The following is a 26,756-nucleotide window of genomic DNA, read 5'->3' on the forward strand; positions in this document are numbered from 1 at the left end:
TTGTAATTAAATGTTAAAAAACTTGTAAAAGGATTGACACGAAACCGCTTGCATGAGAAAATGTACGCGTGTACATTGGATCATTAACTTGGATGGGAGGAAGGACTTATCCGTAAAAAAGTCGCTGAATTAGCAGGAGTGTCGGAAGCGACGGTATCGCGTGTGCTGAACGGCGCCGGGACAGTGAAGGATGAGACGGCTAAACGGGTCGTGGATGCCGCCAAGCAGCTTGGGTATGTGCCAAGCGCGCTTGCACAGCGGTTTGCGCTGCGCAGAAGCGGAAATCTTGGCGTTTTTTTGCCGCTATTGCCTAAAGTGAATCTCTTCTCGACTTATTACTTCTCTGAAGTATTAAGCGGGATCGGGGTTACTGCCAAGCAGCGCGGTTATGATTTGCTGCTCTTGTTTCGGGAAGCTGACGAGCCGCGGGACTATGCGAATCTGTTTCGGACGCAGAAGATTGACGGGTGCATCATACTTGGCGCTCAAGACGTGCCGACGGAACGTGAGGCGCTTGCCGAGCTCAAGGAAGGGGAGCATCCCTTCTGCCTCGTTAATCAGCGCTTTGAAGGAGAAGCCTTCAACACGGTGGATGCCGATCAGCAAATGGGGAGCCGACATGCGGCCAGACATCTTCTGCAGCAAGGCTTTCGGAAGATCTGTTTTCTCAATGGTCCGGCGGAATACTCCAACAGTTTGGATCGGTTGAAGGGTTTCCGGCAGGCGCTCGTTGAAGCGCAGTTGCCTTTCCAAGCTGAGCATGTGCTGATTGGGAATTATAGCCGCAAGAGCGGCTATCAGCAGGCTGTAAAGGTAGCGGAGCTCATTCGCAGCGGTGATGTCGATGCGGTGATAGCTGCAAACGACCGTATGGCAATCGGGCTCATGCAAGGGCTTAAGGAGCTGGGCATACGCGTAGGCGAGGACGTTGCGCTTGTTGGCTGTGACGATTCCGATGTCTCGCGGATGACAGAGCCGCCGCTTACCTCCATTCGTGTTCCGTTCTATGAAGTTGGCTGCGAGGCGGCCTCCCGCCTGCTTGACATGATGACGGAGACAGAACCATCGTCCCCTTTTGAAGTTAAGCTGCCTGTGAAGTTGATTGAAAGGGCTTCCTCCAAGACAACGAGAACGACGACAAAATAACGTGATACCTAGGTGAGGTGTACCTATTGGTTTCATGCTTGATAACTGAGGAAGTTTCACAGTAGGGTTAACCTAATTTTATGAGAGGCGGAACAAAACGATGAGCACTATTCGAGTAGGAATGATTGGTTACAAATTTATGGGAAAAGCCCACAGCAACGCCTATAGAGCACTTCCGATGTTCTTCCCGAAAGTAACTCGCCCGCAGATGGCTGTTATTTGCGGACGGGATGCAGTCGGCCTTGAGCAAGCTCGTGAGCAGTTTGGCTGGGAAAGCGCTGAGACGGACTGGCGTAAGCTTGTTACGCGCGATGATATCGATCTGATCGATATCAATGCACCGAGTGATGCACACAAGGAGATTGCCATTGCTGCTGCTGAAGCGGGCAAGCATATTTTCTGCGAGAAGCCGCTGGCGCTTAATCTGGCTGATTCGATTGAAATGTTGAATGCAGCGGAGAAAGCCGGCGTGAAGCATATGGTGGGCTTTAACTACCGGTTTGCTCCGGCTGTGCAGCTGGCGAAGAAGCTGGTTTCCGATGGCCGTATCGGTGAAATCTATCATTTCCGCGGATTCTTCCTGCAGGACTGGATCGTAGATCCGCAATTCCCGCTCGTATGGCGTCTGCAGAAGGAAATTGCCGGTTCCGGCTCGCATGGTGATCTTGGTGCGCATGTCATCGATATGGCGCGTTTCCTCGTCGGCGAATTCCAAGAAGTAATCGGGATGAGCGAGACGTTCGTGAAGGAGCGTCCACTTCCGACGGCGATGACCGGTCTGAGTGCGAAAGGCGATAAAGACGCGCCGCGCGGCCAGGTAACCGTAGATGACGCGACCTTGTTCCTTGCGCGTTTCGCCAATGGCGCACTTGGCAGCATCGAAGCAACGCGCTTCGCGCCGGGTCATCGTTGTACGAATTCGTTCGAAATCAACGGCAGCAAGGGCAGCATTAAGTTTGATTTTGAGCGCGTGAATGAACTGGAAGTGTACTTCACTGACGATGCAGCGGACGTTCAAGGCTTCCGCCGCGTCATAGCAACGGATGCACCGCATGCTTACAGCGAGGCTTGGTGGCCGGCTGGACATACGATTGGCTACGAGCACACGTTCACGCATGAGATGCACGAGTTTATGCTGGCATTGGCTGAAGATCGTCAGCCTGTTCCGAACTTCGTGGACGGCGTAGAATGCCAGGCTGTTCTGGAAGCTGTCGATAAGTCGATTGCCGAACGCCGCTGGGTAGCGATTTCGGAATTAAGATAAAGAGAACGATAGCAGATTAACTATTGAAGCAGAGGATGGGAAGCATGAGAAAAGCACTGATCGTTTGGGGCGGCTGGGATGGTCATCAGCCGGAGGAAGTAGCGGGTATTTTCGCTGACTTGTTGAATAAGGAAGGCTTTGAAGTAACGGTGTCGGACACGCTGGACGCTTACAAGGACGAGGAACTGATGGCACAGCTGGACCTCATCGTTCCTGTATGGACAATGGGTTCCATTACGCAGGAGCAGCTTCGTCCCTTACTCGATACGGTACGTGCGGGATGCGGCATCGCGGGCTGTCACGGCGGCATGGGCGATTCCTTCCGTAACGATGTCGATTATCAGTTCATGGTTGGCGGTCAATGGGTCGCTCACCCGGGCAATGATGGCGTCATCTACGACGTCAACATGGTTTCCGAAGACAATCCGCTTACAAGCGGCATCGGCGATTTCGAAGTGTGCACAGAGAAGTACTATATGCATGTGGACCCGGCCAATGAAGTACATGCGACGACATCGTTCGGCGATGTGAAGATGCCGATCGTTTGGACGAAAACATGGGGCGAAGGGCGCGTGTACTACAATTCATTGGGGCATCAAGCGAACATCGTTGCTATGCCGCAAACGCTTGAATTGATGCGCCGTGGATTCCTGTGGGCAGCACGCAGTCAAGAAGCTTAAGAGAGCGATAGCAATAGCGGTTGATAGCCGAGCACTTATCTTAGAATCATTCTGATTTCTACTTATAGGAGGAATGGCGTTTCATGAAACCAGTAAAAGTCGGTATTATTGGCTGCGGCAATATCAGCCATGTTTATTTTACAAATTTGAAGAGGTACCCTCAGGTGGATCTTGTCGCAGCGGCGGATATCGATATTGAGCGTGCGAAAGCGCGTGCCGTAGAATTCAACTTGAGCAAAGCTTATACGGTAGAGCAGCTGCTCGCTGATCCGGAAATCGAAATTGTCGTCAACTTAACGATTCCGAAGGCACATGCCTCTGTATGCTTGCAAGCGCTTGAAGCGGGCAAACATGTTTATGTAGAGAAGCCGATTGTCGTTACTCGCGAAGAAGGCAAGCAAGTGCTGGAGCTGGCGGAGAAGAAAGGTCTGCGCGTCGCAAGCGCACCTGAGACATTCCTAGGCGGAGGCATCCAAACCTGCCGTAAGCTGATTGACGAAGGCGCAATCGGCATGCCGGTATCCGCGACGGGCTTCATGCTCTGCGGCGGTCACGAGAGCTGGCATCCGGATCCGGAGTTCTACTATGAAATCGGCGGCGGCCCAATGTTCGATATGGGACCGTACTACTTAACGGCTTTCGTTACTTTGCTTGGTCCAATTCGCCGCGTTACCGGTTCGGCACGGATTACGCATGCGGAGCGGACGATCACAAGCGAGAAGAAACGCGGCAAGCTTATCCAAGTAGAAACGCCGACGAATATTACAGGCGTTCTCGACTTCGAGAGCGGCGCAATCGGTACGTTGCTGACAAGCTTCGATGTACCGGGAGGCACATCGCTGCCGAACATCGAGATTCACGGCAGCAAAGGGTCGCTGATTGTTCCGGATCCGAACGGCTTCGGCGGCACAGTGAAGCTGCGCCGTGCGGGCGGAGACTGGGAAGAGATCGAGCTGACTCATGGCCACACCGACAGTAATCGTGGTATTGGCGTCGCCGATATGGCTCGCGCGATTCGCGAAGGCGGAGAGCACCGTGCTAACGGCACGATGGCTTACCATGTGCTGGAAGCGATGCACGGCATTCACGATGCTTCGCGCGACGGAAAGCATTATGTGATGGAGAGCACTTGCACGCGTCCTGAGCCTATGCCTGCACTTGATGCCCAGCCCCAATAACGATAATATGGAATGAGACATGCAGCCTGCCCGCTCGTTTGGGCGGGCTGATCATTTTCACACATCTATTTCCGTTACATAAAAGGAGAATTCGTTCATGAGACCAGTGAAAGTAGGCATTGTGGGCTGCGGCAATATCAGCCAAATCTATTTTACGAATTTGAAGAAATACCCGGAGATTGATCTTGTTGCTGCGGCAGATATCGATTTGGAGCGAGCGAAGATGCGTGCCGAAGAATTCGGTCTTGCTAAAGCATATACCGTAGAACAGCTGCTTGCAGATCCTGAAATGGAGATTGTCGTTAACCTGACGATTCCGAAAGCACATGCGCCTGTTTGCTTGCAGGCTCTTGAAGCAGGTAAACATGTGTATGTGGAGAAGCCGCTTGCGGTTACTCGCGAGGAAGGCAAGAAGGTGCTGGCTCTCGCTGCTGAGAAGGGCTTGCGCGTCGCCAGTGCACCGGAGACATTCCTAGGCGGTGGCATTCAAACTTGCCGTAAGCTGATTGATGACGGTGCGATCGGTACTCCGATCTCCATAACCGGATTCATTCTTGGCGAAGGACCAGAAGGGTGGCATCCGGATCCGGAGTTCTTCTATGAAGCCGGCGGCGGTCCGATGTTTGATATGGGGCCGTACTATTTGACAGCTTATATCGCGCTGCTGGGTCCGTTCCGCCGCGTAACAGGCTCGGCTATCATTCCATTCCCTGAGCGTACGATTACGAGCGAGAAGAAGAACGGAAAGATTATTAAAGTAGAGACGCCTACGCATATTGCCGGCGTTATCGATTTCCAAAGCGGCGCTGTCGGAACGCTGATTACGAGCTTCGATTCGAAGGCAGGCACTTCGTTGCCGAACATCGAGATTCATGGCAGTGCAGGCTCCCTGCTCGTGCCGGATCCGAACACGTTTGGCGGTACCATCAAGCTGCGCCGTTATGGCTCTGAAGAGTGGGAAGAAGTGCCGTTCACGCACGGCAACACGGACAATAACCGCGGCATCGGCGTAGCCGACATGGCGCGTGCTATTGCTGAGGGTCGCCAGCATCGTGCTAATGGGGCAATGGCCTATCATGTACTTGAAGCGATGCATGGCTTCCATGATGCTTCCCGTGATGGCAAACACTATGTGATGGAGAGCACTTGCGATCGTCCGGAGCCTATGCCAGTGCTTGAAAGCGATACAGCAGTAGTATAAGCTGTACAGAAAAAGACATTCAAACCGCGTCATGGTTTGAATGTCATTTTTCTATCTATGGGAGGGTCGCTTGGTGGTCAGCTTGGGCTTGGTGATGCACTTTCCGCCGCAGGATGAAGATCGTCGTAGAGCACCTGCACCATTTGATTACGATCGCTTTCACCGCTGTTTTTCCAAATCATTTCAAACAATACTCCTAGTCCGGGGAGTGCTTTCTCATCACTTCCGATGGAGCCTTCAATGACGTCGGTCAATTCTTCCCCTGTTAAATTTTCTACCCGACGAACGATTGCTTGCCGCAAATCAAGATTGTTCAATCTGATCCCTCCATCACATACAGATTCGAGGTTTAATATCCCCTTGCATCCTTGTTTTCATGCCGGACGATGCAGCGAGGCGTTCGGATATATAAGGAAATTGTGCTATAATAAGCTCAAATTGCTTCAAGGGAGATGAAAGTCTTGCCGAATAAGCAGTACGCGGTAATTGGAATGGGACGGTTTGGTACAAGTGTCGCTCAATCGTTGTCCAAGCTTGGCTTTGACGTGCTGGCGATCGATTCGAATGAGCAGAAGGTCGAGGACGTGTCCGCGTGGGTAACGCACGCAGTTACTGCGGATTCGACGGACGAGGATGCGATGCGGTCACTCGGGTTGCGCAACTTCGATGTCGTCGTCGTTGCGATTGGTGCAGACATTCAAGCGAGCATACTAACGACGCTTATTTTGAAGGAGTTCGGCGTACCACAGCTGATCGTGAAGGCGCAAAGCGAGCTGCACGGCAAGGTGCTGACTAAGATCGGTGCGGACAAAGTCGTGTTTCCGGAGCGGGATATGGGGATGAGGGTTGCTCATCATTTGATTTCCCCCAACATCTTGGAGTACATCGAACTGTCCAAGGATCACAGCATTGTCGAGATCAAGGCACCTTCCTTTACCGTCGGCAAAAACTTGAAGCAGCTGGATATACGCGCCAAATACAAATGCAATGTACTCGCGATTAAGACAGGAAGCGAGCTCAATATTTCTCCACTAGCGGAGGATGTCATTAAAGCGGACGATGTGCTGGTTATTGTGGGCAAGAATGAACTTTTATCTGAATTAGAGCTTGATTATGCGGAAGGCTGATAATAGCGTGCAAACGAACAATAAACGAATGATGAGCATTACTTCTGTGCAAAATGAGAAAGTTAAAGCCATGGCTGCCTTGCTGGAGAAGAAGCACCGCGACCGTTCGGGCCGATTCATTATCGAAGGTGTCCATTTGGTGCAGGAAGCGCTGCTTGCCGGTGCCGATGTAGAAACCATCGTAATCGATATGGAACGCGGTGTGCCGGGCGAGCTTCGTACGCTGCTGAGCCAAACGGACTGTGAGCTGATCGAGGCGACTCCGGCAGTGATGGCCAAATGTACCGGAACGGACTCTCCGCCGCCGGTGTTCGGCGTGGCTGCAAAGCCCTATGCGGATTTGTCCAAGCTGTATCAGCAGGATTCGCTGGTTGTGGTGCTGGACGGCGTACGCGATCCCGGCAATGTCGGCACGATCATCCGCAGCGCGGACGCGGTCGGCGCTCATGCCGTTGTGCTCGGACAAGGCTGCGTCGATCTGTATAATCCGAAGACGGTGCGTTCTACGATGGGCTCCTTATTCCATCTTCCGGTCATTGAAGGGGATCTGAGTGAACTGCTTCCGGAAGCTAAGAAGCATGGTATCTCCCTTGTGGGGACGAGCCTGCAAGCTTCGGCTACCTGTTACAGCTATAACTGGAGCGGGCCAACCTGGCTGCTGATGGGCAGCGAATCGCAAGGATTGTCGGCGGATGTACTGGGGTTAGTGGATACTAGCATTATTATTCCGATGCATGGTCATTCGGAGTCGCTTAATGTGGCGATGGCGAGTACGATTCTGCTGTATGAGGCGCTGCGGCAGCGGCGGTATGCGGAATAACATGGAACATCATTTGTGTGAGTTGTAATTCAGTTTGGCACTAGTTGTAACATCGTTTGGCACAGATTTGGAACATAATTTTGGCACAACTAAGTCAGTCCTGATAGTCAATAAACCTTGATATATCAGGACTTTTTAGTTTATCAGGTCTTACTACATAAAACAGTTGACTCATCTTCACGAAAATTCTCTGGGAATTCTTGTTGTCAAAAATCTGGATTAACAATTGACACAAAGTGTATTGGAGGGCGATCGAAGTGTATGATATTGGGGAAAACATTAGACGTCTACGAAAGCTGAACATGCTTAACCAGAATGAGTTCTCTAGGAAGATTGGAATCTCACAAGGAAGTTTGAGTGATATCGAATCTGGGAAATGTAAACCGTCAATTGACACAGTAGTTTCCATTTATCAAACGTTCAATTGTTCGTTAGAAATGCTTCTTACGGGAAATGAACGAACGGGAGATAAGGAACTATCTGATCGGGAATCTCGATTGCTACAGATATATCGTGAGCTAGATAATAAAGATAAAGTTGAACTATTAGAGATTGCATCCCCTAAGCTCAAGATTCGTTAATGTACTCTTACTCTAAGTACTCCATCCTTGCATATGGATTATTTTTAGCTGAATATAGAATATCTTTAGAGAACTCTCCCCCGGAGAGTTTTTTTTATTTCTAAATATGTGTTTTTTGCAGGAGTAGGAGATAGAACAGGTACATACTCGGCGGGATTGGTATACAGGATAATGTATTATGATAGCGCTGCAGTTTATTTCTACAATTAATAGATAGCTTTCAAGTTATATCATATATCGATATAGATATTATACATTCAGCTTCATCCTCACTATAATTAGAACACATTATCGAACCTACTTATGCAATCGCTTTCAATATTTCAGGAGATTGGATTGAGCATGAATGGCTTACCTGAGAAAGTTATCTATTCGATCGCAGTTAATGATTCTTGCGGGTTCAACTGTCGCGGTCATCTTGTTCATTATTTTCTTTACCTACTCCATGATGTCCGGGATGATTACCAGAAATCATGAGGAATACGTGAAGCAAACCGTTTCAGAAATCAGTAAGAACGTAACCGCCAATAAGGATGTTATATTCAGATTGATGCAGAACATTTCGTATAATGAGGACGTTCAAACCTTCTTCGTCGAAAAAAATGAACTAACTAGATTTCAACTTTATCAGAAGCTGAATAGCTGGCTATCGAATCAAAAAGAATTGAAGGACGGTATCTTGGACATCGTGGTCGCTGGCAATAACGGAACATGGCTGGATATAAACAGCGGGATGAAAATCGTTTCAAGGTTGAAGGCACACGTTCCACCGAAGGTGAATGCTCATTATATTGGCATGGTCAATTACGATGCAACCAAGAGTCTTAACATTAACTATTGTACGAATAGCTGCATGATCTTCGCTACCGCGGTTTACTATATGAAGCCGGATGAAATGTTTAATAAGGCGATTGGGACCCTGTACTTTATCATTGATCCTAAGGCGCTTGTCGGAGAGAAAAAGTACCAGTCAGCTGAGTCCTCCGCAACGGAAATCTACTTACTTGACCGGTATCAGAACGTCATTACAAGCAATCAGCATGTTAAAGCAGGACAACGACTGCCCGAGGTAACCTCGAGCATGCTGCACGCAAACAATGAAATGATTTCGTGGAGAGATAGACAGTATGTCGTTCAGTCGGTAGAACTGCCTGAGATTCAAGGCAGTATACTCACAATGGCTCCTAAAAATAAACTGCTTAGCGAGCTGCTTCAAATACGCAGACTGGAACTTATTATTTTGGCAATCTGTCTCTTAATTCTCGCGATTCCGTTTACTGTAATCATTAATAACATCTTGTTCCCTTTGAAAAAGCTAATTTCGTTTATGACCATGGTCAAACGCGGCGATCTAAGCACATTAAAACGAAACATATCGTTGCACGGTTACATGGAGATAAGCGTCATGGCAACCGAGTTAAACAGTATGCTCGACGAGATCGATCATTTGACTCGTTCATTGCTGGAAACGAATACGAGATTGCATGGGATCGAGCTGGAGAAGAAGAAGTCCGAGCTCGCGTTTTTGCGTAGCCAGATCAACCCTCACTTTTTGTACAATACGCTCGAAGCAATCACTGGTATAGCCGTTGTTGAAGGGCAAAGCAAAATCAAATTAATGACGCGAGCTTTATCCAGCATCTTCCGGTATAGCATTAAAGGGGCTAATAAGGTACCTCTTCGGGATGAAGTGAAAATGATTAATTCCTACATCCAAATCCAGCAAGTCCGTTTCGCGGAGCGATTCTCGGTAGAATATGAAATTACTGAAGATGCACTGGAAGTTGTAGTACCGAAGATGATTCTTCAGCCTCTAATTGAAAATGCCGTCTATCACGGATTTGAGCCCACCTTGAAAAAGGGAAGGCTTCTTGTAAAGGGATTCGTGAATGAAACGAGGCAGCTGATCATTATTGTAGAGGACAATGGTGTCGGAATTGATTCGAATCGATTAACTGAAATTAGAAATCTGCTTTCAGGTGTTGAGCAGGACGAACAAAAAAGCATCGGTATGGTCAACGTCCATAATCGGATTCGCTTAATGGATGGGAACGATTGCGGCATGACAATAGATAGCACGCTCGGCATTGGAACCAGAATACAGTTAACGCTTGCCGCACAGGAGGAACAGCATGTATAAAGTGTTGCTAGTTGATGATGAAAGCTGGGTTGTGGAAAGTTTGAAGGACTTTGTGGATTGGGGCCAGTATGGGTTCGAGATCATTGGCCAGGCTTCTAACGGATTCGACGCTCTTGAGTTTATTAAGGTTCATCGGCCTGATGTAGTGTTTACCGATATCCGCATGCCGGAAATGAGCGGCTTGGAATTGATCCAGAGGGGAAAAGCCCTCTCACTTCCGATTCATTACATTGTTATAAGTGGTTACGCCGAATTTGCTTATGCGCAGAAAGCGATGAGCTACGGTGCGGCCGCCTATTGCTTAAAGCCGTATGATGAATCGGAAATCATTGGCGTATTGCTGAGAATAAAGAAAATTCTTGGTCAAGAAGCAACTCAGAACGTTTCGCCGTTTATCGAGCTATTGGACGCTCAAGATCCGGGGTTGCAGCTGCAGGCGGCGTTAACGAATAAAGGGATTCATGATTGGCAAGAGGAGGGGCTTGTTGCGTTTGTCTCCATCGGCGCTGCCGATCTGTTTGAGACGCAAGAAGGTGTGATTCAACTGAAATTAGGCAAATCCAAAGCAGCCTATATTTTGAGATACAAGCAAGCGAAAAATAATCAGAAGAGATGGAGCAGCGATATGCCACAAGGGGTATCGTGTATCGGCGTTAGCGATATGATTATGGATCTTGCAGAAGTCCGGCAGGCAATTGAGCAGGCAGATATGATGGCCTATCAATCTTTTATTGTGACTGACGGGAGAATCCATGCGTTTCAACCGTTTGATCAGACTAACTTGAACGCCAATATGCTGCAGCTAAGCGAAGCGATTAACAGCAAGAATCATCATGAGGTCAAACTAGCGTTTGAAGAGCTTGGAACGCTCTTTCAGGCAGGTGTGCTGTCAATCCAACATGCATTCCAAGTTTACAATATGGCCATCTCGTTTCTCTTCAACCTCGGGAAGACCGAGAGTATGCTTTACAGCTTTGATCAGCTGACGCAGCATTTCCAGCATGTATACGACATGCTCGAGCATTTAAATCAGATGACCTATGAGCATATCAAGAACGTGAATGCCGTGCCAGCAGAGTCGAAAAACCAGACGATGAATGCCATTTTGGAATATGTACGGCAGCATTTTCATGATGATATCTCACTTCAAGATTTGTCGGAGCAATTTCATATGAATCCAAGCTACATCAGCCAGTTATTTAAGAAAGAGGTTGGAGAGACGTTGACCGCTTATTTATCCGGGCTGCGCATTGCGTATTCTTGCGAGCTGCTCGGTAGCAGCGATAAACCGGTTCATGAAATTGCAGAGCAAGCGGGTTACAATGATTACTTTTATTTTACGCGTTCCTTCAAAAAGGCAACCGGCTTGACGCCAACGCAATATCGAAACAGACAGCACGAGACGGGCTAAAGCTGTATGGACTTTTTTTAGATCAATATGGCGTATTTTTAGGAAAACCCTCTTGAGAGGGTTTTCTTTTTTGTTAAGTATGCGTTATTTGTATAGGAAACCGATAGAACACGTGCATACTCGAACAGGCCGTAATCTCGGATAATACAAATAAGATAACGCTTGCAGAAAACGAATTCGGAGGTGCCGCAGCACAATATGGTAGGGAACAAATTTTATAAAAATAGATACTTGTATCTTCTTCTAATGCCAACCATTCTTTATTATCTGCTCTTTCAGTATTTGCCGATGTATGGCGTCGTTCTCGCCTTCAAGGAATTTCATATCGGGGAAGGAATCATGAAGAGCCCTTGGGTTGGCCTAAGCAATTTCAAGGAGTTAATGAAGCAGCAAGATTTCTGGAAGGCGTTTAACAATACAATCATTATTAGCGGAGGTAGATTACTGTTTGAATTTCCTGTAGCGATCATACTTGCTCTGCTCATCAATGAGGTAACCAGGGAGAAGATGAAGAAGTTTTATCAAACGGTCTATACGTTTCCCCACTTCATCTCTTGGGTCATCATTAGCGGTATTATGTTGAACTTGCTTGGCGACTCAGGTGTTCTGAATCAAATGATCACATACTTGGGCTTCGAGAAGGTGAATCTGCTGACTGAGCCGGGTACATTCAGACCGCTCTTGTTCATCTCAAGTATTTGGAAGGAGATCGGCTGGAGCGCAATTATCTATATCGCGGCGATTGCCGGCATCAATCCTGAACTGTATGAAGCGGCTCATGTTGACGGAGCAAATCGGTTTCAGAAGCTAATGGCCGTAACGTGGCCTTCGATACGCGGAACAGCCGCGATTCTGTTAATCCTTGCCGTAGGAAATACGATGAATGGCGGTTTCGAGCAAATCTTCAACCTGTACAATGCAGGTGTATATGAAACGGCTGACATTATCGACACCTATATCTTCAGAACAGCTTTCGATTCCGGGGCAAGCTTTGGAATTACAACGGCAGTAGGGTTATTTAAGGCAGTTATTAACTTCACAATGCTGTACTTAGCAAATTACATGGTGAGAAAACTAGGCGGAGAGGGGTTGGTGTAATGGAGGCCTCAATGACCAGAGAAAACGTTGTTACGAAGCAATATATGAAGAAGCGAAGTAGCCTTAATATGGTTGACCTCATTATCCATACCATTCTCATGCTGCTCACGCTGCTCACGCTGTTCCCTTTCTACAATGTCATTCTGATGTCGTTCAGCGACTCGGCAGCGATATCGAAGCAAGTCGTTTATCTAGTACCGACGACGTTTGATCTCTCAGCCTATAAATATATTTTGCATGATTCTCGGATATTGAAATCCTTTAATGTCACTTTATTTGTAACGGTCGTAGGAACAATTATTAATATGATCACAACCTTATCAGGTGCCTATGTGTTGTCGAAGAGAGGGATTCCGGGGCAAAAGCTCGTTATGGGAGGTATCATCTTTACGATGTTCTTCAACGGCGGATTAATCCCCTTCTACTTAACGATGAAGGATCTGGGGCTCATCAATAACCTGTTCGTCATGGTGCTTCCAGTAGCCGTCAATACCTTCTATCTGATTATCTGTCTTGCGTTCTTCAGGACTTTGCCTGCGGCGCTTGAGGAATCAGCCAAGATCGATGGAGCGAATGATATTCAGATTCTGTATAAAATCGCGCTTCCGATCTCAATGCCCATGATTGCTACGATAGCTTTATTTTACGCTGTAGATCGTTGGAATGAATGGTGGCTCGGTGTCCTGTTTATGACAGATATCAATAAGCTTCCTTTGCAGGCGCTGCTTCGGGAAATACTGACGAACTACCAACAGCTTCTAAATGGTATAAACGCAAGCTCAGTTATGACACAGAATCAGAGCTTGCAGCCGGAAATGATCAAAATGGCCGTATTGGTCGTCAGCGTATTGCCGATTGTGTGCTTGTATCCGTTCTTACAGAAATATTTCACGAAGGGCGTCATGCTCGGTTCTGTTAAAGGTTAGTAGAAGCCATTGGCTTTTATTATAAAAACAAATAGAGGGGAAGGATTTTCAATATGAACAAACGGACAACAATGAAAACAGCTGCAGCATTAACTGCATTAATCGTAGTGCTCACCGGTTGTGGCGCAAATTCGAATTCTTCAAATGAAAGTAAAGAGAATGCTGCAACAACGACTGAGAGCACTAACAGCAATACTGCAACTAGCGATGATACTGCCGCTGCAACCAATGAGGCGCCGGCAGAGGATCCGTTGAAAGATCATATGGATATTACGGTTTCCTGGTGGGGAATCGGAGCTGCTTTCCAACCTAACGATGAAGTATTGCAATCAATTGAGAAGAAATTTAACGTTACGTTCAAAGCAATGGATGTAGGTTGGGACAACTGGGCGCAGAAATCCCAAGTATGGGCGGCTTCCGGCCAATTGCCTGATATTATTACCCATGACCTAGCGAGCGGCTATAACGCGGCTGGTTATAGCGACTGGATTAACCAGAAGCTGATTCGCGCGCTTCCGGACGATTTGAGCCAATATCCGAATGTCGAGAAAGTAGCTACGCTTGAGGATGTTAAGCAAGGTATTGCAAGAGAAGGTAAATTGTATGCGTTTCCTCGTTTGACGTATCCAAATAACGATATGTGGGCACTGGATCGCGGTATCTTCGTACGCAAAGACTGGATGGAGAAACTCGGCATCCAGGATCCGAGAACGTTCGATGAATTTGCAGCTATGCTGAAAGCGTTCGAGGAAAAAGATCCGGATGGCAACGGCAAGAAGGATACGGTTGGTCTCGTAAGCAATAATATGAACTTCTTTACAGCAGCTCTCATGCCGCTATTGCCACAGCTTGGAAACAACGGTTGGTTGAAGGAAGACGACAAATGGATACCATTCTATGCGTCTAAGCAAATGGATACCGTCGTAACAGATGCACGTAAGTTGTATGCTGAAGGCGGCATGGATAAGGACTTCGCTGTTGCTAAAGCTGGCGAAGCGAATCAGAAATTTTATTCAGGCAAAGCAGGAGCGCTTGCTGCCGGCATCATTAATCTAGCGGTTAAAAATGAGTGGGAGAAAGCAAATCCGGGTAAAAACTTCTTTGATGCTGTAAAACCTCTGCACTTGTGGCCATCAGCAGACGGAAGCACATACCGCTTCACGACGCTCACTTGGTGGTCTGAAAGTATGTTCAACGCTAATGTAGATGACAAGAAGATGGATCGTATTCTAAGAATCTACGATTACCTGATTTCGCCCGAAAGCAAGGAACTCTTCAACTATGGTATTGAAGGCAAGGATTACACGAAGTCCGGCGACGCGATAACAATTACTCGTGCGAAGGATGAGAAAACAAGTAAATTCACAGATATTAAAGGAATGTATCCTTCGATTGATGTTATTAGCCAACTAGCGGTTTGGGCGAATGCCAACGTATTCGATGACAGTGAAGCAAATAAAATTAACATGGGTCAAGATATGATGGACTTCATCAAGAACGAAATGTCATGGCAGATGACGAATGCACAAGCAATTCCAACAGAGTTCCAAATCCTCACAATGTCTACGCCAGGCAAAGACAAGCTTAGTGCGGTTAACTTCAACGACGACTTAACGAAAGTCATTCTTAGCAAAGAAGATCCGGTTAAGATGTGGCAGGGAATTGTGAAGGGCTATGAAAGCAAGGGGCTTAACGAAGCAATTACAGAAGTTACTGCTGAAATGGCGAAGGCTGGTAAATAGGTTTCTTTCAAGCTTGGAGATGCCCTAAGAAAATAGGGTATCTCCAATTTAATAGGATGCAGAATGAACAAAAACCAACTTTAAAAAGGGGACTACTTAATGATACTTCTTTTGAAGAAACGGCAGTCATTTCTTGCAGCTTTTTTGGCCTGTCTAATTATAACCTCGCTTCTACCTGTTACAGCACAGGCAACTTCTGTGATGACAACTTCTAATGATGATTCAACCACTCTTATTTCTTATTCGGGCGTTTGGAAGTACAGCAGCGGCAGGAGCGGAGATTATCTAGGTGACGTCCATTATACTTCGAATAATGGCGATTATTTTGAGGTTCCATTCAGAGGAACAGGTATTGAATATATAACGGAGAAGAATACAGATCTGGGACAAGTGGATATCTATATCGACGGCTTACTTCAAACAACGGTAGATTGCTACAACTCTTCCAAATTAGTTATGCAAACGATGTATAGCAAAACAGATCTTAGCTCGGGTTCGCATACGTTTAAAGCCGTAAAAAAAACGGGAACGAACATGATGCTGGATAGCTTGAATGTGTATTCAGACAATAACGCACCGAATGCTGCGAATCTATCTATTGCAGGAATTCTGAAAAAGAAGGCAACACTACAGGCGAATTACACATTCTCGGATCCGGATAATGATACAGAGGGCCAATCGCTCTTTAAATGGTTCATGTCAGACTCCGCGGCCGGCACTTATACCCAAATTGCGGGACCCTATCAGAAAACGATTACATTGACGAGCGCATTGATCGGCAAATATATCAAATATGAAATTACCCCTGTTGATCGTTTCGGGAAGAGCGGAACGCCAGTGCAAAGTAGTGCTATTGGACCGATTGGCGATGACATCGGCAATTCCAATACAGATTGGTTCCTAGATGGGAAGTATGGCATATCCAATCACTTTATTTCCAATTATATCAATCGCGTAGCTGCAAATGATAGTGAGAAATGGCAGTCGACAGAAACATGGAACGATATTATTAATGGATTCGATGTCAATGCGTATGCCCAGCAAGTCGCACAAACGGGGGCAAGCTTTCTCATTTTAACACTCGGACAAAATACCGGTTATTTGCTTGCTCCAAATGACACTTACGATAAAATTGCAGGATTGCAGCCAGGGCAACGAACATCTACCAGAGACTTGCCGATGGAAATAGCCGACGCGCTTCAGCCATATGGCATTAAGCTGATGCTGTATCTTCCGGCCAAGCCTGGAGTCACCGCAGGCAAATCTGCTTGTCCTGCCGGTACGGATCCTGGGACTACATGCGGGTATGAAATATCAGATGCATATAACTTCAGGAATGGTGATACTCCTCAATCGCAAGTTACACAGCAACAATGGCAAGCCGTTATTCGGGAATATTCGGACCGTTATGGAAGTAAATTAGCAGGCTGGTGGTTCGATGGCGTATTCCCTTGGACGACGGCGGAGTATGATGATCTGACGAAGACATATAACTGGAATAGCCTTACGAATGCGGCCAAGTCAGGTAATCCGAATCGTATCATCGCCTATTCGTTAACGGGAGGCAGCCCTTCCCCCTATCAAGATTTTATTGGCGGCGAATCCAATTCGATTGGTTCGATTCCATCGAATGGAAGATGGGCAGATGCACAGGAAGGCGTCCAATGGTTTAACTGGACTCCGCTTGGCAATTATGATCCAAGCTGGGGCGGTTGGGGGAATAAAGGAGCTTCAAATAATACAACAAATCTGGTGAATTGGGTGAAGAACGCCACCGATCTTCAAGGCGTGATCTGTATGGATATCAAAGTTAATAGATGGGGCCAACTGGATCCGGATGCTTTTGCACAATTACAGGCTGTGAAAAGTGCAGTTAAGGATGTTCCTCCAGTATCTCCGATTAACGTTGATGACACCGATGTTACCTTTACAGGTAGTTGGTCGACGAGCGGTATTGGTTCCGGCTACTACAACAATACGGCTCACTACACAGCAGCAGCGAATAACAGCGCGCAGTTTATTTTTAACGGCACATCGATCTCATGGTATGGCGTTAAGGGCGGGGATCATGGCAAGGCGGACGTTTACATTGACGGGATCTTGGATGCTACGGTTGATACGTATTCGTCCACCAGAAGCGTACAGACACTGCTTTACTCGAAGTCGGGCTTATCAATCGGCACGCATACGTTCAAAATTGTTGTGCGCAGCGATCGAAATCCGAGTGCCAGCAACAACTATGTGGAAGTGGATTATTTAGCCTATACCCCGAGCATTACCAAGGCAGATGATACTTCAGCTACTTATACAGGATCATGGTCGACAAGCGGTATTGGTTCGGGCTACTACAATAATACAGGCCATTATACCACTTCTGCCAATAGCACTACTGAGTATACGTTTAGCGGTACGTCTGTTTCTTGGTATGGAGTAAAAGGAAGCGATCATGGTAAAGCCGACGTTTATATCGATGGCGTCCTCGACAGCACGGTGGATACGTATCAATCCACAAGAAGCATTCAGGCCGAGCTATTCAGGAAAACGGGATTATCCAGCGGTACGCACACAATCAAAGTTGTCGTCCGAAGTGATAAAAACCCTGCTGCAAGCAGTAACTTTGTGGAAGTTGATTATTTCACATACACGCCGCTGGCTATTGTCGATAGCAATCTAGCGCTTCGTAAACCTGCTTCGCAAAGTTCAACCTATAACGGTGGATCGGCAAGCAGAGCGGTGGATGGGAATACGAACGGTAATTGGTCTAATAACTCCGTAACCCATACCAACAGCGATGCTGGTGCATGGTGGCAGGTAGATCTGGGCAGCTCCTACAATTTGGGTGATATCCAGATTTTCAACCGAACAGATTGCTGCGGTAACCGGTTAAATGACTTTAATGTACTTGTTCTGGATCAGAATCAAACCGTGGTTTGGTCGAATCATCAAACTACTTACCCGAATCCAAGTCTAACGGTAAATGCAGGCGGCGCAACAGGCAGATACGTGAAGATTCAACTGACTGGCACCAATAATCTAAGTTTGGCGGAAGTAAAGGTATATGAATATGTGCCGCCGACATGGACGGGTACTAAGGTCAACGATTCCGACAGCAACATTACTACGGTAGGCTCCGTTTATTCGGCTAATCGAGGACTCGGTGATTATCAGGATGATCTCCATAACATCAGTGCGGGTGGATACTACCAATTTGCATTCACCGGCACGAAGATTAGATGGATTAGTGAGAAGGAAGCGAACAACGGGAATGCGAATGTGTATATTGACGGTGTACTCCAGCAGCAGGTTAACACATCCAACCCGACAAGACTGGTACAGCAAGTTGTCTTTGAAAAGACGGGCCTCACAAGCGGAACCCACACGATTAAAGTGGAGTGGGTAAGCGGAAACTGCAATTTGGATGCGTTTGAATACAACTAATGGATCCGAAGAATGGGCGGGCGCTGAGAGGCGCCCTCTATTATTAGGAGCTATGAAAACGAAAGAACATGAGAGGTGCGCCATGCAAACATACAAATTGCCTTCGGAACAACATGATCTTCTGTTCCATAAACCGATTGAGCGCTGGGATGAGGCGATTCCTTTAGGAAACGGATTGACCGGGTGCTTGGTGTGGGGCGACGGCTCGCCTCTTCGCTTAAGTTTGGACAGAGGGGATTTGTGGGATACAAGATCGGTACCGGAAGTGCTCGACGAGGGCTTTACGTACCGTAACTTAGTTGAGCTTGTGCAAGCCGGAGATCAGCAGCAAATCTCCAGCAGGTTCAGCGATTTCTTCTCCGTGTATCCGAATCCTACCAAGCTGCCTGCGGGTCGGATTGAATTGCTAGGATCTGCAGCAGAAACGATGACAAGCAGACTTCATCTTCGCGAGGCGAAAGCTGATGTAAACTGGCTTGCAGATGGAACATCCTATCGGCTTGAAACGTTCCTGCATGCGGAGAATGGCCTCGGATATATTCGTCTTCAAGGCGGGAAAGAAAACGAGATCCAAATCAAGCTGAGTGCCCCGGCTTATTCAGATCATTCTATCGACTCGCATGATTCTTTGGATTTACTAGGATACCCTGGAGCGAAATTTGGCACGGAGGGCAATTTGTATTGGTTCTATCAGCAAACGAACCATGAGCTGGAATATGCGATTGTCGTAGCCGAACGACGAACATCCGATTATTCGACAGAATGGGTGTATATCGTGGCCGCTAACCACGATGGTGAAGATTGGTTTGAGCAAGCGAAATTGAACGTGCAGGCTGCTGTTCGCGAGGGATTCGATGCAGCTTTTCCAGCCCACTTGGCTTGGTGGGAGCGATATTGGCAGCAAAGCGAGTTGACGTTGCACGAGTTCCAGATCGAGAAGCAGTGGTACGTTACGAATTACTTGTTCGGCTCCTGTTCACGGAAAGGTGCCCCTCCAATGCCGCTGCAAGGTGTTTGGACGGCGGATGAAGGGAAGCTGCCGCCGTGGAAAGGCGATTATCACCATGACCTGAACACGGAACTGAGCTACTGGCATTATTTAAAGGCGAATCATCTGGAAGAAGGGGAAAGCTTTCTCGATTTTCTGTGGAACTTGCGCCCGGCTGCACGAGAATTCGCGCAATCGTATTATGAATCGGCCGGCATCAATTTGCCCTCGGTCATGACCATAGATGGCAAGCCCTTGGGCGGATGGCCTATGTATTCGCTTAGCCCAACGAATCAGATCTGGCTCTGCCAAGCGTTCGATCAATACTGGCTGTATACCGGAGACAAGGAGTTTCTAGAAACAAGGGCTTACGTGTATTTCAAAGAAACAGCGCTTTGTTTGCTGGATTTACTGATAAAGGGAGAAGACGGCAAACTGAGACTTCCTGTTTCAAGCTCTCCTGAAATTCACGATGACAGTCTACAATCTTGGCTGACGCCGAATAGTAATTACGATCTGGCATTGCTTCGTTACCTCTTCTCACGATTGACGGATTTGTCCGAGCTTCTAGGTATGAAGAAAGAAAGTGAGTTATGGAAAGAGTATGCGGAAATGATGCCCGAGCTTGCCGTTGATGAGTCAGGATTCATGCTCAGTCCGGACGAAAGATTGCTCGAAAGTCACCGGCACTTCTCGCATGCAATGGCGATTTACCCTTTGCAGACCGTGCAGTATCGACGCTCAGCGGTGGAGAAGAAGATCATTGATGATACAATTGCCCATCTTGAGGTGCTTGGCAAAGGGATGTGGGTAGGCTATTCGTTCGCCTGGATGGCAGCTCTCTATACAAGGCAGGGAAACGGTGAAGCTGCGAGGTACCATTTGCGCCAGTTCTGGGAGCATCTATGCTCGCCTAACGGATTTCATCTTAACGGTGATTACCGCAGAACGGGATTGACCCAGTTTCATTACCGGCCCTTTACGCTGGAAGGCAATATGGCGGCTGCCGATGCCCTGCAAGAGATGCTCTTGCATACAAGCGGAGGAAAGATTGTTCCCTTCGCGGCAGTGCCGAATGATTGGTTTGAGGATGGCATGGAGTTTAGGCGTTTCCGCGGCGAAATGGGCATCGTAATTTCTTCTAAAGTGACTGGAAGGCGATTGGAGTATGTGCAATTGCAAGCGGAGCGGAGCGGTGAATTCTTACTCGAAAACCGGTTCGATAGCGACAGGCTTTCATTCGAACGAGATGGAACCATAGCGGTAATCGAATGCCCGATCGGCATGGATATCAAGATTTCACTTGAGGCGGGGGAGCAGTGCACAGTGAGAGGAGCAGATTGATCCGATGAGCAGTTGGTTTAAGGCGGAAGACAAGGTAACTCGATTTAATGCTGTTTTTAACCAGCCTCCACAACATGTACCGACTGCTAAAGTCGTTGATGGGCCTATTATTGGCAACGGGGACGTAGGCGTGGTCGTCAGCGGCGAACCGGAGCTGCAACGGTTTTGGATTTCGAAGAACGATTTCTGGAAGGCAAAGCGCATGTTTCCAAATGGAAGTCCTTGTTTGCTGGGAGGCATCGATATTCGAATCCCTGCCTTGAAGGATAGCTCGTACTATTGTGAGCAACGACTATACGAAGCGGAGATTCACTCTATTTTTCAATCGGCATCTTCCAAAGTCTCTACACGTGCATGGGTGGCTGCAATGGACAATGTGATCATCATGGAGCTATCTTCCGAGGGCGACCCGGTATCTGTCGGTATCGATTTATGGACACAGTCGGGTCACGAATCCATTACAAGTCAAGGACAGTCCAATCGCGTCCAGTGGGTTTCAAGGCAATTTTCAGGGACGGATTTGGATTGGCCTACACATGGCTGTCTAGCGGTACACGCTCTGACGGATTCGGGCAATGAATTTGTGCTGCAGGAGGGACGTCCTGCGGTTATTGTCCTATCCGCTCGCACCAACCATGATTCGGATGACTGTCTGAACGACGCAATCGGATACGTGGCAGAAGCAGGCCAAGCTTCGATAGCTTCTACTCGAGAAGCACATGTTCAATGGTGGAGACAGTTTTGGTCGAAATCGGCGATTGAGATCGGGGATGAGCTACTGGAACGGTTCTGGTACGGCTCCCATTACATTATGGCCTGCTGCAGCCGGAACAAAGCTTTTCCTCCCGGTTTGTTTGGCAATTGGATCACGACTGACAATCCTGCCTGGGCAGGGGATTATCATTTGAATTATAACTATCAAGCTCCATGGTGGGGAACGTATTCTTCTAATCATATTGAACTAACGGAGCCATATGATACGCCGATTCTTGAATACGTAGAGAATGGCAGGCAATATGCGGCACAATATTTGGGCTCCCGAGGTGTGTACTATGATGTCGGAATAGGCCCGAGAGGGTTGCCTACCGCTCTATGCGAAACGCCTTACGAGGACGGCCATATGTTCTGCGGGCAGAAGAGCAACGCTTCTTATGCGGCGATCAACATGTTGATACGATTCTATCATACCTATGACCTTGACTACACGAATCGGATTGCCTATCCATACTTGTTACAAGTCGCGGAATTCTGGGAGGATTATTTGAAGTTTGAGAATGATCGGTATGTCGTATACAACGACAGTATCAACGAGGTTGATGTTTGGACGACGGATCATGAGGACGACAGTTGGTCAGCCGGATTCCACGATATGAATCCGATTCTATCCCTTGGATTTATTAAGGTTATTTTTAAAGGATTAGTAGAGATGAGCGTCGAGCTTGGCAGGGATACGGATCGACGAGCTCACTGGTCACATATTTTATCAAACATCAGCGAGTTTCCGACTTTTGAGCGAGAAGGGAAGACCGTTTTTCGTTTGACCGAGCGAGGAAGAGAGTGGGGTACTTCAAATTCGTTGGAGGTGCAGCACATCTTTCCAGCTGGAGCAATCGGACTGGGAGCTGGGCCAGAGCTGCTTCGTATCGCTCACAATACGTTGTCGGCCATGAATCGCTGGAGCGATTACAATGGATTTCCGACGATATTCACGGCGGCCGCGAGGGTTGGTTATGATCCCGAAGTCATCTTGCGGGAGCTTCGTCGGCAATGCTCGGAGCATAGTTTTCCTAACTTGTTCATTTTCTTCGGGGGCGGGGGTATCGAGTGCTGCAGTGGAGTACCGACGGCGATCAACGAAATGCTTATGCAAAGCCATGAGCAGATTATCCGGTTGTTCCCTGTGTGGCCAGCTGATCGAAATGCTAGATTCGAGCATCTGCGTGCCGTCGGCGCGTTTCTTGTGTCTAGCGAGCAGGCAGATGGTGAAATCGCCTATGTGAGAATCATCAGCGAGAAAGGGAAAACATGCAGAATCGTGAACCCTTGGGTCGGAGACACCTTCGAAGTGATTGAGACAGAAGGTGATCTGCGATGCGTAGTCCCATACACATTCAAGGACGGGATGTTTTCTTTTCATACGGAAGCCGGAAAACAATATCTGCTAAAGAAAGCGGTCGATAGAACATGATTGTTGTTCGTCTAACGGATTATGGAGCCAATCCCAACAGTGGGGAAGATACGGTTGTTCCGATGCAGCGTGCTCTTGAAGCTATTGCTGCCATAGATGCTCCGGTTGTGTTGGAATGTGCTGAAGGCTGCTATGACTTCTATCCGGAACATGCTGCAAAGATGCCATTCTATATTACGAATAGCGCCAGCGAGCAAGAAAACCCAGATGTTACGAAGACAATTGGAGTGCTGCTTCAAGGGCTGCGCAATGTCGTGATTGAGGGCAACGGAGCGTTGTTCAGATTCCACGGCAAATTCACGATGTTCGTCTTCGAGCAATGCGAGAATATCGAAGTTCGCAACTTGCGAACGGACTTTGCGAGACCGACAATGTCTGAAATGACTGTAGAGGCGATAGCTTCAGGGTTTATTGAAGTCAGCGTTCATCGCGATTCGTGGTATGAGCTGCTTGATGGTCAGCTGAGCTGGGTAGGAGAAGGTTGGTGCTATCAAGAAGGTCCGACACAACTCTTCGATCCGGCCAGCAATACAACTTGGCGCATACCTAATCCGATATCGTCAGCTAATCAGATCGAAGAGATCGCCCCCGGGCGGCTGAGGCTTCAATATGATCATGATTTTATGCCGGAAACAGCAGTAGGCCTCACCTATCAAATGCGTGACGGTATCCGTGATCAAGCAGGTGTATTTATCCATAGGAGCCGTAACATTACATGGCGGAACGTGACCCTTCACTACACCCACGGGCTTGGCATAGTTGGTCAGTTCAGCGAGAACTTGACGTATGACGGCTTAACTCTTGCACCGTGTAAAGAGTCGGGTCGAACAGCGGCTGCTTTTGCGGATGGTATACACATTTCCGGCTGCCGTGGACTCATACAGATCCTGAATAGCCGCTTCGAGGGCACGCACGACGACCCAATTAACATTCACGGCACTCATTTGCGGGTGGTGGACAAGCCTGTTTCCAATCAGGTGCTAGTCCGGTTCATGCATGGTCAAAGCTACGGCTTTGATGCTTTTTTCCCGGGAGACGACATCGAATTCGTTAATGCCAAATCTCTTGCTGCATACGAAAGCAGTACCGTACTTGCGGTCAAAAAGATCAGCCCGCGGGATATCCTATTGACCCTTCATAAACCAGTCCCCGAGAATCTTGCAACCGAAGATGTTATCGAAAATACGACATGGACACCTCGAGTGGAGATTCGAAACAACCGGTTTGCGCGAATTCCTACGAGAGGAATTCTTGTCACCACTCGCCGTAAAGTCGTCATCGAGCAGAATCAATTCGATCGGTTAGCTATGAGCGGAATTCTTATTGCTGACGATGCGGAGAGTTGGTTCGAATCCGGCAGAGTAGAGGATGTTACGATACGTTGCAACACGTTCAACCATTGCGGTGGGAGAGAGCATCCCGTAATTTATATTGCTCCGGAGAATAGACACGTAGATCTCGATACCCCTGTTCACCGGAACATACGAATTGAAGAGAATATCATCCATACCGCGGATGCGCATGTGTTAGTTGCGAAGAGTACACGTGGACTGACTTTCTGGAAAAATGAAATTGCATTCACGGATGTTGCTCGTAAACCGGTCGACTTGACCGGGGCAGTTCGTTTAACGGCTTGCAGCGGCGTTCAGATTCAGGGCAACAAGGTCATACAGAAAAAAGAGGTGCGACAATGAGCGATTTCACGACAGAAGGCAATCAGTTTTATTTTAATGGGGAGCCGGTCCGCATCTTAAGCGGGGCGATGCATTATTTTCGCATTGTTCCAGAGTACTGGGAAGATCGGCTGTTAAAGCTCAAGGCGTGCGGCTTCAATACGGTGGAAACATATATTGCTTGGAATTTGCATGAGCCTAGAGAGGGTCAATTTTGTTTCGAGGGCATTGCGGATATCGTGCATTTTATCGGTATCGCGGCAAAGTTGGACTTGTTCGTCATCGTTCGTCCGAGTCCGTACATATGTGCAGAGTGGGAATTCGGAGGGTTTCCGGCTTGGCTGCTAGCCTACCCGGAGATGAGGCTGCGCTGCATGGACGAGAAGTACCTTGAGAAGGTAGACAGCTACTACGACAAATTGCTTCCAATACTTAGACCACTGCTGTGTACCAATGGCGGCCCGATTATTGCGATGCAAATCGAGAACGAGTACGGCAGCTACGGCAATGACCATGCTTACTTGGAATACCTACAGCAAGGAATGAGGAACAGAGGTATAGACGTCCTCTTATTCACGTCCGACGGTCCGGAAGACCACATGCTTCAAGGCGGTTCTCTTCCCGGTGTATTGGCGACCGTTAATTTCGGCTCGCGGCCTGAAGAAGCATTCGAAAAGCTTCAGCAGTATCAACCGGAACAGCCACTCGTCTGCATGGAGTACTGGAACGGTTGGTTTGACCATTGGGGTGAAGAGCATCATGTTCGTGGCTTCGACGACGTAGCGGACGTGCTGGACCGGATTTTGAAATCGGGGGCTTCCGTAAACTTCTACATGTTCCATGGCGGAACGAACTTCGGATTCTTTAACGGCGCCAACGACTTTGGCAGTTATGAACCAACCGTCACAAGCTACGATTATAATGCGCTGCTTAACGAGTCCGGTGACATCACGGACAAGTACCGAGCGATTCGTGATGTTATCGCCAAGTATGTGGATATCCCTGAGATTGAGGTCTCCGATTCGCAGCCGAAACGACATTATGCAAGCGTGCAGCTCACGGAGCAGGCATCATTATTTAATTCTCTTCCACAACTGTCTTCGCCCGTAAGACGGACTAGCCCGGAAACGATGGAAAGCCTCGGTCAAAATTACGGCTTTATTCTATACACGACTCGAGTAACGGGTCCTCGAGAGAAGAGCAAGTTGGCGCTTCAGAACGTTCGCGACCGTGCGCTTGTTTTCTTGGATGGCCGTTATCAAGGCGTCATCGATAGAAACACGCATGACATTACACTAACGATCAAGGACAACGACATTCTGCTCGAGATCCCTCCGGAAGGTGCAACGTTAAGCATTCTCGTCGAGAATATGGGACGAACCAATTACGGCTGGATGCTCAAGGATGCGAAGGGAATTACGGAAGGTGTTAGGCTGGAGCGGCAATTCCTCTATGATTGGACCATAAATCCGCTCCCGCTGGATCAGCTGAATGGACTTGAATTCCAGCCGGTGACCAAGGTGTCGGAAGAGTCGTTTACGCCTACGTTCTATAGAGGGAAGTTCCAAGTGGAAGAATTGGGAGACACGTTCCTCAAATTAGCGGGTTGGAAGAAAGGCGTCGCCTATGTAAATGGCTTTAATCTGGGACGTTACTGGGATAAAGGGCCGCAGCAAACGTTATATGTGCCTGCTCCGCTATTGCGTATAGGCGAAAATGAATTGATCCTCTTCGAATTGCATGGAACACAAGAGGTTGTCGTTACGCTGCAGGACTACGCGGAGCTAGGATAGCGAACGGTTTAGGAGGAA

19 protein-coding genes are annotated in these 26,756 nt (G+C 47.9%); 18 read left to right on the top strand and 1 reads right to left on the bottom strand.

Features of this window, described 5'->3' with window-relative positions; translation table 11 throughout:
- Positions 1-108: 108 nt before the first annotated feature.
- The 5 genes from AC0YNS_RS10980 to AC0YNS_RS11000 all read left to right on the top strand — a co-directional run bounded on the left by AC0YNS_RS10980 (position 109) and on the right by AC0YNS_RS11000 (position 5,469).
- A complete protein-coding gene (locus AC0YNS_RS10980) occupies positions 109-1,146 on the top strand; it encodes a LacI family DNA-binding transcriptional regulator (RefSeq protein WP_475781860.1) in 1,038 nt (345 codons plus the stop codon).
- A 100-nt stretch (positions 1,147-1,246) separates the two neighbouring features.
- Positions 1,247-2,410: a Gfo/Idh/MocA family protein gene (locus AC0YNS_RS10985; protein ID WP_475781039.1), complete on the top strand. Its 1,164-nt coding sequence runs from the start codon at positions 1,247-1,249 to the stop codon at positions 2,408-2,410.
- 44 nt (positions 2,411-2,454) lie between these two features.
- A complete protein-coding gene (locus AC0YNS_RS10990; protein WP_090977741.1) occupies positions 2,455-3,090 on the top strand; it encodes a ThuA domain-containing protein in 636 nt (211 codons plus the stop codon).
- A gap of 83 nt (positions 3,091-3,173) precedes the next feature.
- Positions 3,174-4,268, top strand: a complete 1,095-nt coding sequence (locus AC0YNS_RS10995) for a Gfo/Idh/MocA family protein (protein WP_475781040.1) — start codon at positions 3,174-3,176, stop codon at positions 4,266-4,268.
- A gap of 97 nt (positions 4,269-4,365) precedes the next feature.
- Positions 4,366-5,469 carry a Gfo/Idh/MocA family protein gene (locus tag AC0YNS_RS11000; RefSeq protein WP_475781041.1) on the top strand — a complete coding sequence of 368 codons (1,104 nt, stop codon included), beginning with the start codon at positions 4,366-4,368 and terminating at the stop codon, positions 5,467-5,469.
- Positions 5,470-5,546: 77 nt separating this feature from the next.
- Here the strand turns inward: AC0YNS_RS11000 and sspI are convergent, their stop codons facing one another.
- A complete protein-coding gene (gene sspI / locus AC0YNS_RS11005) occupies positions 5,547-5,786 on the bottom strand; it encodes a small acid-soluble spore protein SspI (protein ID WP_475781042.1) in 240 nt (79 codons plus the stop codon).
- A 144-nt stretch (positions 5,787-5,930) separates the two neighbouring features.
- On the opposite strand from sspI, the gene AC0YNS_RS11010 reads away from it, so the two are divergent.
- The 13 genes from AC0YNS_RS11010 (at position 5,931) to AC0YNS_RS11070 (ending at position 26,738) form a co-directional block, all read left to right on the top strand.
- Positions 5,931-6,596 carry a potassium channel family protein gene (locus AC0YNS_RS11010; RefSeq protein WP_475781043.1) on the top strand — a complete coding sequence of 222 codons (666 nt, stop codon included), beginning with the start codon at positions 5,931-5,933 and terminating at the stop codon, positions 6,594-6,596.
- A 31-nt stretch (positions 6,597-6,627) separates the two neighbouring features.
- Complete coding sequence (locus AC0YNS_RS11015; protein WP_475781861.1) at positions 6,628-7,416, top strand: TrmH family RNA methyltransferase; 789 nt, start codon at positions 6,628-6,630, stop codon at positions 7,414-7,416.
- Between the two features lie 257 nt (positions 7,417-7,673).
- Positions 7,674-7,997, top strand: a complete 324-nt coding sequence (locus tag AC0YNS_RS11020) for a helix-turn-helix domain-containing protein (protein WP_475781044.1) — start codon at positions 7,674-7,676, stop codon at positions 7,995-7,997.
- A 346-nt stretch (positions 7,998-8,343) separates the two neighbouring features.
- Positions 8,344-10,137 (top strand): sensor histidine kinase, encoded by a 1,794-nt coding sequence (locus AC0YNS_RS11025; protein WP_475781045.1) that lies wholly within the window; start codon positions 8,344-8,346, stop codon positions 10,135-10,137.
- The gene (locus tag AC0YNS_RS11030; RefSeq protein WP_475781046.1) at positions 10,130-11,548 is read left to right on the top strand and encodes a response regulator; all 1,419 of its coding nucleotides are present in this window, start codon (positions 10,130-10,132) and stop codon (positions 11,546-11,548) included. Before AC0YNS_RS11025 ends, AC0YNS_RS11030 begins: the two co-directional genes overlap by 8 nt.
- Before the next feature lie 198 nt (positions 11,549-11,746).
- On the top strand, positions 11,747-12,646 hold the full coding sequence (locus tag AC0YNS_RS11035; protein ID WP_475781047.1) for an ABC transporter permease: 900 nt from the start codon (positions 11,747-11,749) through the stop codon (positions 12,644-12,646).
- 11 nt (positions 12,647-12,657) lie between these two features.
- Positions 12,658-13,572, top strand: a complete 915-nt coding sequence (locus AC0YNS_RS11040; RefSeq protein WP_475781048.1) for a carbohydrate ABC transporter permease — start codon at positions 12,658-12,660, stop codon at positions 13,570-13,572.
- A 53-nt stretch (positions 13,573-13,625) separates the two neighbouring features.
- A complete protein-coding gene (locus AC0YNS_RS11045; protein ID WP_475781049.1) occupies positions 13,626-15,314 on the top strand; it encodes a type 2 periplasmic-binding domain-containing protein in 1,689 nt (562 codons plus the stop codon).
- 201 nt (positions 15,315-15,515) lie between these two features.
- A complete protein-coding gene (locus AC0YNS_RS11050) occupies positions 15,516-18,752 on the top strand; it encodes a galactose-binding domain-containing protein (protein ID WP_475781050.1) in 3,237 nt (1,078 codons plus the stop codon).
- Positions 18,753-18,834: 82 nt separating this feature from the next.
- Positions 18,835-21,084 carry a glycosyl hydrolase family 95 catalytic domain-containing protein gene (locus tag AC0YNS_RS11055; RefSeq protein WP_475781051.1) on the top strand — a complete coding sequence of 750 codons (2,250 nt, stop codon included), beginning with the start codon at positions 18,835-18,837 and terminating at the stop codon, positions 21,082-21,084.
- A 4-nt stretch (positions 21,085-21,088) separates the two neighbouring features.
- Positions 21,089-23,272, top strand: a complete 2,184-nt coding sequence (locus AC0YNS_RS11060; RefSeq protein WP_475781052.1) for a glycosyl hydrolase family 95 catalytic domain-containing protein — start codon at positions 21,089-21,091, stop codon at positions 23,270-23,272.
- Positions 23,269-24,966, top strand: coding sequence for a right-handed parallel beta-helix repeat-containing protein (locus AC0YNS_RS11065; RefSeq protein ID WP_475781053.1), 1,698 nt, complete (start codon positions 23,269-23,271; stop codon positions 24,964-24,966). Before AC0YNS_RS11060 ends, AC0YNS_RS11065 begins: the two co-directional genes overlap by 4 nt.
- Positions 24,963-26,738 carry a glycoside hydrolase family 35 protein gene (locus tag AC0YNS_RS11070; RefSeq protein ID WP_475781054.1) on the top strand — a complete coding sequence of 592 codons (1,776 nt, stop codon included), beginning with the start codon at positions 24,963-24,965 and terminating at the stop codon, positions 26,736-26,738. Before AC0YNS_RS11065 ends, AC0YNS_RS11070 begins: the two co-directional genes overlap by 4 nt.
- The last annotated feature ends 18 nt before the right edge of the window (positions 26,739-26,756 follow it).

The sequence above is a fragment of the Paenibacillus sp. J22FR21 genome, from assembly GCF_056269135.1.